This is a genomic window from Verrucosispora sp. FIM060022 (genome assembly GCF_003977705.1).
GTDB classification, from domain to species: Bacteria; Actinomycetota; Actinomycetes; order Mycobacteriales; family Micromonosporaceae; genus Micromonospora; species Micromonospora gifhornensis.
The window spans coordinates 1,185,395-1,200,450 of the sequence record NZ_RQIV01000001.1; the positions used below are offsets into that span (position 1 = coordinate 1,185,395).

The window sequence follows — 15,056 nt, forward strand, 5'->3', positions numbered from 1 at the left end:
CGGGTACTACAGCCGGGCGACCGCTGCGGCGAAGTCGGCGAGCACCGGCTTCTCGAACAGCAGTCGCATCGGCAACCGGTTGAGCTGGTACGCCTGCCGCACCGAGCCGATCATCTGGGCCGCCACCAGCGAGTGTCCACCCAGCTCGAAGAAGCTGTCGGTGCGCCGTACCTGGGCGACGCCCAGCGCGTCCCGCCACAGGCCGGCGATGCGCTGTTCGTCCGGGGTCTGCCACTGCTCGACCGGCCCGGCGGGCGCCTCGCCCGACGACTCCGGCAGGGCGGCACGGTCGATCTTGCCGCTGCTGTTCAGCGGCATCGCGTCCAGCACCACGTAGGCGGCCGGGAGCATGTACTCGGGCAGCGCCCGGCTCAACGCCGCGCGCAGCGCTCCGCGTAGCGCCACCGGGTCGGTGCTCGCCTCGTCGACGGTCAGGTACGCGACCAGCCGGTCGTGACCACCGTCGCGGCGCATCACCACCGCCGCGTCGCGCACCATGGGCTGAGCCATCAGGTGATGCTCGATCTCGCCCAGTTCGACCCGGAAACCGCGCAGCTTCACCTGATGATCCACCCGCCCGAGGTGGTACAGCCGGCCGTCGTTGCCGAATCGGCCGAGGTCACCGGTGCGGTACATGCGCGAGCCGGCCGGGCCGTGCGGGTCGGGCAGGAAGGCTGCCGCGGTCAGCGCGGGCTGGCGGCGGTATCCGCGGGCCAGGCCCACTCCGGCCACGAAGATCTCGCCGGGCGCGCCGACCGGTACCGGCCGCAACCGATGATCGAGCAGGTGGACCGCGAGGTTCGGCAGGGCGGTGCCGATCGCGGGCGCGTCGGTGACCGGGGCGGCGACGTCGGTGAACGTGGCGCAGACCGTCGTCTCCGTCGGGCCGTACGCGTTGACGAACCGGCGGCCCGGCGCCCAGGCGGCGGCGAGGTCGGTGTCGCACTGTTCCCCGGCGGAGACGACCAGGCGCGGGTCGCCGAGGTCGTCCGGGGTGAGCGCCCGGAGCAGGGTCGGGGGGTACGTGCCGACCGTCAGACCCAGCTCCCGGATCTCGGCCGCGATCTCGGCCGGGGCCGCCTCGGCGGTGGTGAGGACGCCGAGGGTCGCCCCACCGGCGAAGGCCATTGTCATCTCCCAGACGGAGGCGTCGAAGGCCGCCGAGGAGAACAACGACACCCGGTCCTGCGGACCGACGGCGAACTCCTCCCGCAGGGTCACCGCCAGGTTGGCCAGCCCGGCCTGGGTGACCTCGACACCCTTGGGTCGCCCGGTCGACCCGGAGGTGTAGATGAGGTAGGCCAGTTCCGCCGGATCCGGCAGGTCGGTGACCGGGGTGTCGGGCTGGGCGGCGATCGCGGCCTCGTCCCGGTCGAGCAGCAGCAGCGGGCCGGTGTGCGCCGCGACCGCGACGGCCTCGCTCGCGGTGCTGACGACGAGTGTCGCGTCGGCGGCGTCGAGGATGTCCCGGAGCCGTTCGGCCGGGTGGCGGGGATCGAGCGGCAGGTACACCGCCCCGCTCTTGAGCACGGCGAGGAAGCTCAGTGGCAGGTCGATGCCGCGTCCGACGCAGACGCCGACCACGCTGCCCGGCCCCGCGCCCGCCTGCCGCAGGTGATGTGCCAGCTTCGTGGCCCGGACGTCGAGGTCCCGGTAGCTGATCGAGGTGTTCCGGGTCCGGACCGCGGTGGCGTCCGGGTGGGTCGCGGCGACCTCGGCGAACAGTTGCGCCGGTACGGCCGTGACCGGCGTCGCGCCCGGTCGGGGCAGACGGTCCAGCAGCTCCTGGTCGGCCGGGCTGAGCATCGGCAGGTCGGACAGGCGCGTGCTGTCCTGCGCCGCGGCGCCCGCCAGCAGCAGGGTGAGCTGGTGCAGCAGCCGCTGCGCGGTGGTGGCGGTGAACCAGGGCGACCGGTAGTGCAGCGCGGCACGGCTGCCGTCGTCGGCCCACCACAGCTGCAACTGTGCGCCGTCGACCATCGCGGGCGGCGTGTCGGAGACCGAGACCACCAGCTGGGGCGGCCCGGCGATTGCCGACAGCGTCGACGCGTCGAGGTTGCGGTGGGCCAGCGCGTCGAGCAGTACCTCCCGGGTACGGCGCAGCACGTCGGTGAACGTGGGCTCGCCGGAGCAGTCGAGACGTACCGTCACGGGCAGGACGCGCTCCGGGTGCCGGGCCCTCGCCAGGGGCGTGGTGACCAGGATGTCGTCCTGCCCGGTCAGCCGCGACGCCCAGGCGGCCACGGCGGCGGTCACCACCATCAGAGTGCTCGCCCGCTCGCGTCGGGCCAGCACGGCGACCGCCCGGCCGACGGTCGGTGGCAGGGTCAGCTCGCAGGAGGCGGGGGAGGCGGGCGGTGCGGACACCGGCGGGCGGTCGTACGGCAGGCCGAGCCGGGGCGGCGCGCCCCGCAGGTGCCGCCGCCAGTACTCGACGTGTCGCGGGTCGTCGCTCAGCTCGGCCGGCGTGCCGGGCCTGCTCGTCGGTCCTGCGGAGGTCAGCGCCTCAGTCACGATCGTCCTCCAGGTGAATGCGTACGGGAAGCTGGTCCAGACCCCACATCAGGTTCGACCTGAGCCGGCGGACCGGTCCGGTCAGCTCGAAACGCGCCACCTGACTGGCCAGCGCGTCGAGGGCGACGCGCAGTTCGAGCCGGGCCAGGGCGGCGCCGATGCAGAAGTGCTGCCCCATGCCGAAGGTGACGTGCCGGTTGGGCCACCGGGTGATGTCGAAGCGGGACGCGTGGGGGAACGCCGCCTCGTCGCGGTTGACCGCCGGGTTCCAGATGGTCACCTGTTCACCGGCCTCGACGAGTTGCGGGCCGACCACCACGTCGGTGAGTGCGGTACGCATGACGTGCAGGCTCGGCGCGGTCCAGCGCAGGATCTCCTCGACGGCGGTCGCCATGACCGCTTCCGTGTCGTGTCGCATCCGCTGCCACTGCGTGGGGTTGTCGATGAACGCCAGTACCCCGCCGGCCGTGGCGTGCCGGGTGGTCTCGTTACCGCCGGTCAGGATCCCGTTGATGTTGACCTGGATGTCCTCGTCGGACATCCGGTAGCCGGCCGACTGTCCGGTCACCATGGCGCTGACCAGATCATCGCCGGGTCGACGTCGGCGTTCGGCGATCAGGTCCGCGGAGTACAGGAAGATGTCGGCGTGCGCCTGCTCCTGGAGCTCCGCGCTGATCGGGTCGCCGCCGTCCTCGGTGACCGAGCCGAACGCGGTACGGGTCAGCTCGATCATCAGGTCCCAGTCGTTGCGGGGTACGCCCAGCAGTTGACAGGTGACGTAGAGCGGCAGCCGTCCGGCGATGCGGTCGACGAAGTCGAACGAGTCGAGATCGCGTACCTCGTGGAGGAGCTGCCGGACGATGGCCCGCATGCTCTCCTCGAGCCGTCGTACGGATCGTGGGGTGAAGGCCGGGTTGAGCACGTCCCGCATCCGTCGGTGCCGGGTGCCGTCGGTGACGATGAGCATCTTGCCGGCGGAGGCCCGTCCGGCGGCGCCTTCCCCTCCGATGCGCATGCCGCGCTCGGAGGTGAAGGACTGCCGGTCCTCGTAGACGGCGGTGGCGAGCCGATGGGTGGTGATCGCCCAGAACTCGGAGCCGTCCGGTCGCCGGTTGCGGTACATCGGGGCGTGCTCGCGCAGGTGGTCCCAGACCTGGTACGGGTTGCCGCTGACGTACAGCTCGGGGTCGCCGAGGTCCACGTCGGTCAGTTGGTTCACCGCGCACCTCCGGTGGGGCGTACCGCGAACAGTTCGAAGATGTCGGTGCCGGTCAGCAGCGGATCCTGGGCCACACCCACCCGGTATCCGCGTTCGGTGAGTTCCTGCCGCAGCTCGTGCAGCCGTCCGCCGATGTCGTGCAGCTGCACGACGACCTGCCGGATCGTGGGCCAGTGCCGCTCGGCGATCCCGCGCAGCACCTCGACCTCCGCCTTCTCCACGTTGATCTTCAGCAGGTCGATCGGCTCGCCGTCCAACTCGTCGGCGACCTCGGAGAAGGTGCGCAGCTCGCAGGTGAGCGTCTCGCTGTCGTGCCGGTCGGCCACCATCTCCTCGATGTCGTCGGTGTCGAACCCGCTGTTGGCCAGGAAGGCCCGGGTGAGCTGTTCGTCGTACCCGCGATCGGCGTGGAAGCTGGTCATCGCGGTGATCTGCGGATAGTTGGTCAGCACCGCCCTGCCGGGCCGGTCGGACAACGCGAACGGGTAGGCGGCGCCCCGGATGCGATGTTCGGCGAAGTTGGCGGCGAGTGCCTGGTAGCACCGGGGTGCGGGTTCGAAGGCGAAGACGCGGCTTGCGGCCTCCCAGTGGAAGAAGAGTGAGGCCACACCGACGTTCGCCCCCACGTCGAAGACGGTCCCACCTGGCGTCAGGGTGACGCCGTGTTGCAGGTAGGCGCGTCCGGTCACGATGTTGCGGTACATCAGGCTCGTCTCGCCAGCATTGAGTTGCATGACGTCGTAGCCGTTGGGCAGGCGCATCCGTTCCACGCGCCGTACCTCCGTTTCGGTCGACCCTTCGTAGCCAGCCATTTCAGTCACTTAATATTGACTGTAGTTGTGCAGAGATTACAGTAGTTGTCGGACGCTGACTACGGATCGGTGCTGGGGGAGGGGCGAGTACGTGACAGAGTCACTACCGGAATTGGTCGACCACCATCGATGGGAGCTGTCCGAGGCCGCGGCTACGGCCGTGACGAGGGCGGCCCGCAGCGCGCAGGTGCCAACCCGACAGGTGGTCGCGGCGGCCTGGGCCAAGGTCAGGTCGGTCCTGACCGGTGACCCCGAGCTGCCGCCCGGACCCTGGCGCGGCCTGCTCGGCACCGACACCGGCGAGGCCACGCCCACCGGCGAACCGCCCACCGCCGTCTGCCTGGAACACCCCGCCGACCTGCTGCGCGGCGTCGACGCGTCGCGAACCGGCGAGTACCTGGACGGGGTGCTGCGGGCCATCGCCGCGGACCTGGACGCGCCGCACGAGAAGCACTCGTTGCTCACCGGCAAGGACGTCTGGCGGCAACTGCACGTGTTCCACGGCGAGCTGCGCGAGCTGCCCGACCGCCGGGCCCACGAGCTGATCGGCGAGCAGGCCCGGCGTACCCCCCATGCGGTCGCCGCCGTCCGCGGCGAACTGCGCTGGACGTACGCCGAACTGGACCAGCGCGCCAACGCGGTGGCGAACCGGCTCCTCGCGGCCGGCGCCCGTCCCGGCGACGTGGTCGCCGTGCTCAGCGACCGGACCCTGCCCTGGGTGGCCGCGATCCTCGGCATCCTCAAGGCCGGCCTGGTCTACCTCCCGGTCGACCCGGCCTACCCGCACTCCCGGATCGCCGGCATCCTGCGGCGCAGCGGCACGAGGCTGCTGCTGGCCGAGGTGCCGACCGAACCGATCGCCGACGTGCCGGTGCTGCCGCTGGAGGCCGCCGGACCGACAATCGACCCACAGGTGTCCGTACCGGCCGACGCCCCCGCGTACATCTACTTCACCTCCGGCTCCACGGGTGAGCCCAAGGGCGCGGTCTGCGCCCACGCCGGCATGCTCAACCACCTGAGCGCCAAGATCGACGACCTTGGCCTCACCGAGCAGGACGCCGTCTGCCAGAACGCGCCGCAGTGCTTCGACATCTCCCTGTGGCAGGTGCTGGCGCCACTGCTCGTCGGTGGGCGGACCGTGCTCGTGCCGCCGCAGGTGATCCTCGACGTCGAGGCGTTCGTGTCCACTCTCGACCGGGAGCGGATCACCGTTCTTCAGGTCGTCCCCTCGTACCTCGAAGTCCTGCTCGGTCACCTCGACCTGAGTCCGCATCAGCGTCCGACGCCACGGATCGTCTGCGTCACCGGCGAGGCGATCTCCCGCAGTCTGGTCGCCCGCTGGTTCGGGTGCTTCCCCGACGTTCCGCTCGTCAACGCCTACGGTGCGACAGAGGTCTCGGACGACACCACCCACGAGATCATGCGTGCGCTGCCCGCCACCGAACTGGTGCCGGTCGGCCGCCCCGTGCAGAACGTCTCGGTGTACATCCTGGACAGTCAACTCGCCCTGGTGCCGTTCGGCGCACCCGGCCAGATCGCCTTCGCGGGCATCTGCGTCGGTCCCGGCTACATCAACGACCCGGACCGCACCGCGGCAGCCTTCGTGCCCGACCCGTTCCGACCCGACCAGCGGATGTACCTCACCGGCGACTACGGTCGATGGCTGCCCAACGGGCATCTGGAGTTCCTAGGCCGGCGCGACGAGCAAGTCAAGATCAGCGGGATGCGGGTCGAGGTCGGCGAGGTCGAGAACACCCTGCTGCGGGTGCCCGGGGTGCGCTCGGCCTGCCTGGTGGTGGTGCCGATCGGGACGAGCAAACGGCTGGCCGCCTTCTTCACCGCCGACGAACCGGTGCCGGACCTCAAACGGCGGTTGGCGGACCTGCTGCCGGCCCACATGGTCCCCTCCACGGTGCACCAGCTCGACGCGTTGCCGCTGACCGAGAACGGCAAGGTCGACAAGGCCGCACTCGTCGCCGCGGCGCTGCGGGCCGGCGCTCAGGCAACCGTGTCCCAGGAGCGTGAACAGGCGACCGACCCGCTGGAGCGCCGGCTCGCGGCCGCCTGGGCCGAGGTCCTCAACCGTCCGCTCGAGGACATCTACCGCACCGACAACTTCTTCGCCCTCGGCGGTGACTCGCTCTCGGCGGTCCGGCTGGTCGTCAAGCTCAAGCACCTCATCACCCTCACCACCCTGACCAGCAATCCGGTGCTGGCCGACCTGGCCGAGGCCGCGAGTCGTACCGGTCAGGCACAGCTGCTCCAGGCCCTGGCCACGCCGCAGGAACCGGTGGCGACTGTGGTGACCGTGCCCGACGCGGCCGGCACCGCCCTCAACTTCCAACCGCTCGCCGCCGGCCTCGCGGCGACGAACTGCGCTCTGCTCGCCACCGAACTGCCCGGGCACGACCTCGCCCGCCCCGAGGAGCCACTAGCGGACGTGGCACAGGTCGCCACCCGGCTGGCGGACGAGATCGCCGCGCGGGTCGACACCCCACTGATCCTCTGGGGCCAGGGCAGCGGCGCGGCCGTCGCGGTGCAATGCGCCCGCCTGCTGCACGACCGGGGTCGACCCGCAGCCCAACTGGTCCTCGCCGCAGCCACCGCCGACCCGCATCAGCTCGCCGCGGATCTCGCCGAGGTGCAGGCGATGGGGGAGGGGGAGATCCGCCGTCACATGGCCGCCCAGGCGACCTACACCGAACTCGACGAACTCAAGAGCGAGCGGGAGGCGCTCATCGAGCGGGCGTACCGCCACGACACCCTCGGCGCCGCGCGTTTCCTCCAGCACACGCGCGACGGGTGGCCGGCACTCACGGTGCCGACCTGGGTCGTCGTCGGCGACGACGACATGCGACTGGCCACCGAACCCCGTCCCGAGCTGGCCTGGCGGCACTTCGCTCCGACCGCCGAGCAGGTCGTCCTGCCCGGTGCGGGACGGCACTTCCTGCGCACCCACGCCGACGAGGTGGTCACCCTCCTCCGGTCGATCGTGACCACCCGGACCGGCGCGTGAACGGGCAGCCCGCGGCGGGCCCGACCGCGATGCCGCTCACCGGGCGGCTCGGCCGTGCCCCGTCCGCCGTCCTGCACGAGCACGTCCTGGCACCTCAGTTCCAGTTCGAGGCCGACCACCTGCTCGGGTGGTACCGGGTCGTCGAGCGGGTGCTGCTGGCCGAGTACACCCGGATGGGGCTGGTCACCGAGCCCGAGGCGGCCGCCATCGCCGCACTTCTCGACACGGCCACCGCCGACCGGATCACCGCCGACCCGGCCGCCAACCTTTCCGACATCTGTCTGGCGCTGGAGCGGCACGTGCTGGCCGGGCTGGCGACGGTGCCGTCGGCCTGGCACGTGGACCGCAGCCGCAACGACATCCAGGCCACCGCCCAACTCCTGTACGCCCGCAGCGAGCTGCTCGACATCGCCGAGGCGCTGGTGGAGGTCACCCGGGTCACCCGGCGCCGGGCCGCTGCCGTGACGCACCTGCCGATGCCCGGGTACACCCACCTGCAGGCCGCCCAGGTCAGCACGCCGGGCTTCTTCCTCAGCGCCCTCGTCGAGCATTGTCTGCGGACGCTACGGCGACTCCTGGCCACCTACGACGAGATCAACCTGAGCCCGCTCGGCGCGGGTGCGCTCACCGGTCAGGAACTGCCCTGGGACCGGGACCGGATGGCCCTGCTGCTCGGCTGCGCCGGTCCGTATCCGCACGCACTGACCGCCGTCGCGTCCCGGGCCTGGGCGTTGGAGATCGCCGGCGAGCTGTCCCATTTCGGGGTGGGGACGAGCCGGTTCGTCACGGACCTGATGGCCTGGGCGAGCAGCGCGTACGGCTTCGTCGAGCTGCCCGACGAACTCGCCGGCATCTCCGCGGCCATGCCGCAGAAGAAGAACTATCCGGTGCTGGAACGGATCCGGGGTCGTACCGCCCACCTGACCTCCCTCGCCCTCGACCTGGCCACCGCGCAACGGGCCACCCCGTACAGCAACATGGTCGAGGTCTCCAAGGAGGGCGGGGCGCACCTGCACGACCTGTTCCGATCCGCGCGCGGGGTGCTCGCCCTGCTGCGGACGGTGCTGGAGAACCTGGACTGGCGTCCCGAGGCGATGCGGGCCGCCTGTGACCGGGAGTTCCTCGGCGGCTTCACCCTCGCCAACCGGCTCACCCTCGACGAGAAGGTCCCGTGGCGGACCGCGCAGGTGATCGTCGGGCGGTACGTCCGCGCCAAGCTGGCCGCCGGTGACCCCCTGGACCGACCGGACGCGTCGTTGCTGGCGGGTCTGGCCGAAGCGGCGGGGTACCGGTTGACCGACCCGGCGGCGCGGCTGCGTGGGCTCGACAGCGAGGGTCAGTTGGCCGTCAAGTGCTCTGCGGGGTCCGCCCGTCCCGACCACGTCCGTGACCTGCTGGACCGCCAGGGTGTCGCGCTCGACGCGCTGGCCGGGCAGTTGGGGCGTCGTCGGGCCACTGTCGGGGCCGCGCTCCGGGAGGTCCACGGCCTCTTCGCGGTCGGCTCGCCCACCGGGGCACGAGGACCGGCGTGAGCACCGGACAGGCGCACCGGTCCCGGACCGCCACCGGTGTCAGCTCCGCCTTCGGCACCTTCGGCGAGCTGCTCCAAGGGGTGCTGCCGGATCAGGTCGACTTCCTGGTCACCATGCCGATCGCCCGATGGGCCACCGCGACCTTCGAGCTGGCCGCCTCGGGCGGGGTCAGCGTCACCCCCGCCCACAAGACCAAGGCCCGACGACTCGCCGAGTCGATCCTCGCCGTCCATGCGCCCGGCGCCGGGGGACGACTGACGCTCGACGGCACCATCCCCGAAGGCAAGGGCCTGGCCAGTTCCTCCGCCGACCTGGTGGCGACCGCCCGCGCGGTCGCCAACGCCCTCGGGGTCCACCTGCCGGACACCGACATCGAGGACTTCCTGCGGGAGATCGAACCCACCGACGGCGTCATGTACCCGGAGGTGGTGGCCTTCGACCACCGGGCGGTACGGCTGCGCGCCCGGCTCGGCGTACTGCCGCCGCTGACCGTGGTCGGCATCGACGAGGGCGGCACGGTGGACACCGTCGCCTTCAACCGCATCCCGAAGCCGTTCCCCGCCGCCACCCGCGCCGAGTACGCCCGTCTGCTGGACACCATCACCACCGCCATCGCCGTGGGTGACCTGGCGACCGTCGGGCGGGTGGCCACCCGCAGCGCGGAACTCAACCAGCAGCTGCGGCCCAAGCGGTCCCTGACCGCGATGCTCGCGATCTGTGCCGAGGCGGGCGGGGTCGGTGTCGTGGTGGCACACAGCGGTACGGCCATCGGCGTACTCCTGCCCCACCAGGCGCTCGGGTACGAGCGCCGCCTCGATCTGACCCTGCGCCGCTGTGCCGAACTCAGCGACCAGGTCCTGCTCTACCACGCCCTGTGCGTGGACTACCGATAGGAGCTGCGGTGCGTTTCGACTCCATGGTGGACGCCATCGGGCACACACCCCTGGTCCGGCTGCGGACCTCCGGGGACGTGCAGCTGTTCGCCAAGCTCGAACTACAGAACCCGTACGGGATGAAGGACCGGGTCGCCCGTGAGGTGGTGCTCGCGGCGCGGGAGTCCGGCGAGCTGGCCCCGGGGGCGCCGATCGTGGAGAGTTCCTCCGGGACGTTGGCGCTCGGGCTGGCGCTGGTCGGAACCGTGCTGGGTCACCCGGTGCACATCGTCACCGACCCCCGCATCGACCCGATCACCCTGGCCAAGCTCCGCTCGCTCGGCTGTGTCGTGCACGTGGTGCCCGCGATGGCGCGCCACGGCTGGCAGAGCGCCCGCCTGGAGCGCCTCGCCGACCTGCGCCGGGAACTGCCCGGCGCGTACTGGCCGCAGCAGTACGGCAATCCGCTGAACCCGCGCGCGTACCAGGCGCTGGCCCGGGAGATCGTCGCCGACCTGGGACCGGTCGACGTGCTCGTCGGCTCGGTGGGCAGCGGTGGATCGCTGTGTGGTGCCGCCCGCGCGTTGCGCGCGTACCGGCCGCAGTTGCGGGTCGTCGCGGTCGACTGCGTCGGCAGCGTCCTGTTCGGTCAACCCGATCTGCCCCGCCGTCGGCAGAGCGGGCTGGGCAACAGCCTGCATCCGGAGAACCTCGACCACACGGTCATCGACGAGGTGCACTGGCTCAACGACCGGGAGGCCTTCGCCGCCACCCGCGACCTCGCCCGGGAACAGGGCATCTTCGCCGGCAACTCGGCCGGATCGGTGTACCAGGTGATGAAGGGGCTGACCGGGCTGCTCGCCCCGGGCACCCGGGTGGTCGGCATCCTGCCCGACCGGGGCGACCGCTACGCCGAGAACCTCTACGACGACGGGTACTGGGTCGAGCAGAAGCTCGACGACCTTCCGCTGGCCCGCGAGCCGGTGCAGGTGCCGTACGGCAGCCGCGTCACCTCGTGGTCGTACGCGCCGGTGCCGCCCCGGGAGTTGGTCTTCGTCGAGTCCAACACCACCGGCACCGGCATGCTCGCCCTGCACCAGGCGGTACGACTGGGCCTGCGCCCGGTACTGCTGACCCATCGTCCGGGACGGTATCGCGGGCTGCCCGAGACCCCGGCGGAGGTCGTCGAGTGCGACACCAACGATGTCGACGCCCTGCGCGCGCTGCTGTCCCGGCGGCGATCCCTGGCCGGGGTCACCACCACGAGCGAGTTCTACCTGGAGACCGCGGCCACCCTGGCGGGCGGCCTCGGCCTGCCCGGTAGCAGCGCGGACGCGGTGGCGGCGTGTCGGGACAAGGCCCGTACCCGGGACCTGTTGAGCCGGGCGGGGTTGCCGCAGCCGCGGTACTCGGTGGTCCGTGCGCCGCACGAGGTCGCGGCTGCGGTGGCGCGGGCCGGGCTGCCCTGCGTGGTCAAGCCGACGGGCGACTCCGCCTCGACCGGGGTGCGGCTGTGTCGCACCGAGGCGGAGGCGCAGGCCCAGGTGGCGACGCTGCTCGCGGTCACCGTGAACGTCCGTGGCCAGGCCACGAATGCGGCAGTGCTGGTCGAGCAGTACCTCGCCGGTGCGGAGGTGAGTGTGGAGACCTTCGCCGCCGACGGGCGCGTGGAGATCGTCGGCATCACCGACAAGACGATCGGTCCCGAGCCGTACTTCGTGGAGACCGGCCACATCTTCCCGGCGCTGCACCGACCGGAGAGCGAGGCGATCCGACAGACCGCCCGCTCGGCGCTCGCCGCGGTCGGGCTCGCGCACGGAGCGGCGCACGTCGAGATGCGGCTGACCGAGGCCGGACCGGTCGTCGTCGAGATCAACGCTCGGCTGGCCGGCGGCATGATCCCCGAACTGATCCGCCTCGCCACCGGGCTGAACCTGGTGGAGCGGCAGCTGAGGGCGGCGAGCGGACTGCCGCTGGAGCCGCTGGCACCGGCGACCCGGTACGCCGGGATCCGCTTCCTGACCACCGCGACCACCGGGGTGTTGCATGCCGTCGGCGGTGCCGAGGAGGCCGCCGCGCTGCCGGGCGTGCACGACGTGACGGTCACGGCACGTGTCGGTGCCGCCGTCGGCCCGGCCACCGACGCCTACGGGCGACTCGGCTGGGTGATCGCCGACGGCGACAGCCCTGAGCAGGTACGGGCCCGCCTCGACCAGGCCCTGGCCCGGATGGCACTGGACGTGACTCCCGCGTCGGACGGTACCGCCGCGGCTGACGAGAAAGTGACGGTACCCGCATGATCGAGATGCGCAGTGACACCTTCACCCTGCCGACGGAGCAGATGCTCGCCGCGATGACGAGCGCCCCGCTCGGTGACGACGTCTACGGCGAGGACCCGACCGTCCGTGAGCTGGAGGAGACGAGCGCGCAGCTGACCGGTAAGGAGGCGGCCTGCTTCCTGCCGAGCGGCACGATGGCCAACCTGTGCGCGATCATGGCCCAGGTGCCACGCGGCGCGAAGGTCATCGTCGGCGACGAGTCCGACATCTACCTGTACGAGGCCGCCGGGGCGAGCGTCTGTGCCGGGGCGGCCTACGAGCCCGTCCGCACCGACGAGGAGGGGCGTCTTCCGCTCGACGGGCTCGCCGCGGCCTTTCCCGCCGACCCGGACGACCCGCAGTTCGCGCTGCCCGCGTTGATCTGCCTGGAGAACACCCACAACAGGGCCGGCGGCGTCGTGCTCGACGAGGCGTACCTGCGCGCGGTGCGGGACTTCGCCGACGAGCGGGGAGTTCCCGTCCACCTCGACGGGGCGCGCCTGTTCAACGCCGCACTGGCGGCCGGCACCACCGTCGAGGCCGTCGCGCGGCACGCCGACACCGTGCAGTTCTGTCTGTCGAAGGGGCTCAGCGCTCCGGTCGGTTCGATGCTCACCGGCCCCGCCGAGGTCATCGGCCGGGCCCGCCGGGTGCGCAAGTTGCTGGGCGGTGGGATGCGGCAGGCGGGTGTGCTGGCGGCGGCGGGGTTGATCGCCGTGACCCGGATGCCGCAGCGACTCGCCGAGGACCACGCGAACGCGCTGCGCTTCGCCGAAGGGCTGGCGCAGGTGCCCGGGGTGACGGTCGATCCGAAACGGGTGCAGACCAACATCGTCCTGTTCCGGCTCGCCGACATGCCGTGGGAGCGGTTCGTCGCCGAGACGGCCGACCTCGGACTGCGGGTGGCGGAGTTCGGGCACGGTCGGATCCGTGCCGTGACCCATCGTGGTGTCAGCCGTGCCGACGTCGACCGGGCCGTGGAGATCGTCGGGCGGGTGGTGGCGCGGTGACCGCGGTCGCGAGCGGCGGTCGGGTCGTCGAGCCGTGGCCGGTCCGCGCCGACGCCGACGACTGGCTGTACGACAACCGCGTCGAGCTTCGTCAGCGGCTCACCGAGATCGGTGTGGTGCACCTGCGTGGGCTCGGGCTGGATGCCCCCGAGCGGTTCGCGGCGGCCGTCGAGGCACTGGTGCGGCCCTGCCCGCGCCGGGAACCGTTCGCACCACGGCCGCACCTGGGCGGGCCGGTGTACGGGCCGCCTGCCTGGCCGTCGTACCGGGACATGTGCCCGCACAACGAGCAGAGCCACGCGCTGGTGTTTCCCGGCACGCTGCTGCTGGCACATCCGCCGGGGGCGGCGGCGACCGGGCGGACCCTGCTCGCCGACGGGGTCGAAGCGCTGTCCCGGCTGCCGTCGAGAGTGCGGGACGCGTTCGTCACGCGGGGGTGGATGCTGGTCCGCAACTTCCGGCCGTACGTGGGCATGGGTTGGCGACAGGCGTTCGGGGTGGAGACCGTCGCCGAGGTCGAGGCGTACTGCGCCGGACAGTCGATCGGGTACGAGTGGCTGCCCGACGGCACGCTGCGTACCCGGCAGGCTCGGGCGTCGACGTTCGTGCATCCCGTGACGGGCGCGACGGCGTGGTTCAACCAGATCGCCTTCCTCAGCGAATGGAGTCTCCAGCCCGAGGAACGCGAGGTGTTGGTGGGGGCGTACGGCCGTACGGGGCTGCCGTTCAACACCTTCTTCGGTGACGGGGAACCGGTGCCGGCCGAGGACCTGGCGGCGGTGCAGGAGGCGATCGACGCGTCGACGTTCGACCTGTCGTGGAGGCCGGGGGACCTGGTGCTTGTCGACAACGTGCGGATGGGGCACGGGCGTAGCGCCCACGACGGTACGTGGCCGCTGTGGGAGGCGCAGGGCGACCCGATTCCCGCTGTTGACTTTGCATGACTCCTGTCATGACTTGAGCCGTTAACTCTGGTAAGTTTCGTTGTCATCGGCAGTCAAGACGAGTTGAGGTGCTGATGAACAAGTGGGTGAGCATCGCCACGCCGAACCCGACCGCTCCCACGCGGTTGTTCTGCTTCCCGTACGCCGGCGGCGGCGCCTCTGCGTACCGGGAGTGGCACCGCTGGCTGCCGCAGGTCGAGGTGGCCGCCGTGCAGTTGCCGGGGCGGGAGAACCGGCTCGGGGAACGACCGATCGCCGCCATGGACCGCCTGCTCGATCTGCTGGTCGAGGCCCTCGACCCGCTGCTGCGGCAACGCCCCTTCGCCTTCTTCGGCCACAGCATGGGCGCCCGGATCGCGTACGCGCTGACCCGCCGGCTCGAACAGGACGGCGCGCCCCTGCCGAGCTGGCTGTTCGCCTCCGGCAGCCCCGCACCGTGGCTGCGGATCCCCGAAGCGGCCTGGGCCGAACCCGACGACCGGCTGCTGGCCTGGCTGGCCGACCTCGGCGGTACGCCCCCGGAGGTGCTCGACAGCCCGGACCTGATGCAGCTGGCGCTGCCCGTCATCCGCGCCGACCTGACCCTCGGCGCCACCTGGCAGTACCCGTACACCACCGCGTCGTCGGTGCCGGTACACGCCTTCGCCGCCACCGACGACGACTACGCCACACCGGAACGGGCTCGGGCCTGGGAACGCGAGACCACCGGCCCGTGCCGGGTGAGCGTCTTCCCGGGCGGGCACTTCTTCCTGCACGAACACACCGCACAGATACTCCGGTTGATCGACGAAGACCTGCTCAGCGTGGCGCGGTGACGGC

10 protein-coding genes are annotated in these 15,056 nt (G+C 71.7%); 7 read left to right on the plus strand and 3 right to left on the minus strand.

Going from position 1 to position 15,056, the window contains the following annotated elements; translation table 11 throughout:
• Window positions 1–6 precede the first annotated feature (6 nt).
• From EG812_RS05215 to EG812_RS05225, 3 genes are read right to left on the minus strand one after another with little or no spacing between them, the layout of a single operon-like run.
• Window positions 7–2,514, minus strand: a complete 2,508-nt coding sequence (locus EG812_RS05215) for a non-ribosomal peptide synthetase (protein ID WP_126710874.1) — start codon at window positions 2,512–2,514, stop codon at window positions 7–9.
• Window positions 2,507–3,733: a cytochrome P450 gene (locus EG812_RS05220; protein WP_126710875.1), complete on the minus strand. Its 1,227-nt coding sequence runs from the start codon at window positions 3,731–3,733 to the stop codon at window positions 2,507–2,509. The genes EG812_RS05215 and EG812_RS05220 overlap by 8 nt, the downstream gene beginning before the upstream one ends.
• Window positions 3,730–4,494 carry an FkbM family methyltransferase gene (locus EG812_RS05225; RefSeq protein WP_043724737.1) on the minus strand — a complete coding sequence of 255 codons (765 nt, stop codon included), beginning with the start codon at window positions 4,492–4,494 and terminating at the stop codon, window positions 3,730–3,732. Before EG812_RS05225 ends, EG812_RS05220 begins: the two co-directional genes overlap by 4 nt.
• A gap of 238 nt (window positions 4,495–4,732) precedes the next feature.
• On the opposite strand from EG812_RS05225, the gene EG812_RS05230 reads away from it, so the two are divergent.
• From EG812_RS05230 to EG812_RS05260, 7 genes are all read left to right on the plus strand, one after another.
• Entirely contained in the window at window positions 4,733–7,561 is a 2,829-nt protein-coding gene (locus EG812_RS05230) for an amino acid adenylation domain-containing protein (RefSeq protein WP_158632485.1), read from the plus strand.
• Window positions 7,558–9,093 (plus strand): argininosuccinate lyase, encoded by a 1,536-nt coding sequence (locus tag EG812_RS05235; RefSeq protein ID WP_126710877.1) that lies wholly within the window; start codon window positions 7,558–7,560, stop codon window positions 9,091–9,093. Before EG812_RS05230 ends, EG812_RS05235 begins: the two co-directional genes overlap by 4 nt.
• Window positions 9,090–9,986: a GHMP family kinase ATP-binding protein gene (locus tag EG812_RS05240; protein ID WP_013734190.1), complete on the plus strand. Its 897-nt coding sequence runs from the start codon at window positions 9,090–9,092 to the stop codon at window positions 9,984–9,986. Before EG812_RS05235 ends, EG812_RS05240 begins: the two co-directional genes overlap by 4 nt.
• A gap of 8 nt (window positions 9,987–9,994) precedes the next feature.
• The gene (locus EG812_RS05245; protein ID WP_126710878.1) at window positions 9,995–12,265 is read left to right on the plus strand and encodes a pyridoxal-phosphate dependent enzyme; all 2,271 of its coding nucleotides are present in this window, start codon (window positions 9,995–9,997) and stop codon (window positions 12,263–12,265) included.
• Window positions 12,262–13,293 (plus strand): GntG family PLP-dependent aldolase, encoded by a 1,032-nt coding sequence (locus EG812_RS05250; protein WP_126710879.1) that lies wholly within the window; start codon window positions 12,262–12,264, stop codon window positions 13,291–13,293. Before EG812_RS05245 ends, EG812_RS05250 begins: the two co-directional genes overlap by 4 nt.
• On the plus strand, window positions 13,290–14,237 hold the full coding sequence (locus EG812_RS05255; protein WP_126710880.1) for a TauD/TfdA family dioxygenase: 948 nt from the start codon (window positions 13,290–13,292) through the stop codon (window positions 14,235–14,237). Before EG812_RS05250 ends, EG812_RS05255 begins: the two co-directional genes overlap by 4 nt.
• Before the next feature lie 74 nt (window positions 14,238–14,311).
• Entirely contained in the window at window positions 14,312–15,052 is a 741-nt protein-coding gene (locus tag EG812_RS05260) for a thioesterase II family protein (protein ID WP_126710881.1), read from the plus strand.
• Window positions 15,053–15,056 lie beyond the last annotated feature (4 nt).

Coding starts and splice junctions, on each gene's coding strand:
- EG812_RS05260 (WP_126710881.1), top strand. CDS start 14,312: ATGAACAAGTGGGTGAGCATCGCCACGCCGAACCCGACCGCTCCCACG.
- EG812_RS05250 (WP_126710879.1), top strand. CDS start 12,262: ATGATCGAGATGCGCAGTGACACCTTCACCCTGCCGACGGAGCAGATG.
- EG812_RS05225 (WP_043724737.1), bottom strand. CDS start 4,494: ATGCGCCTGCCCAACGGCTACGACGTCATGCAACTCAATGCTGGCGAG.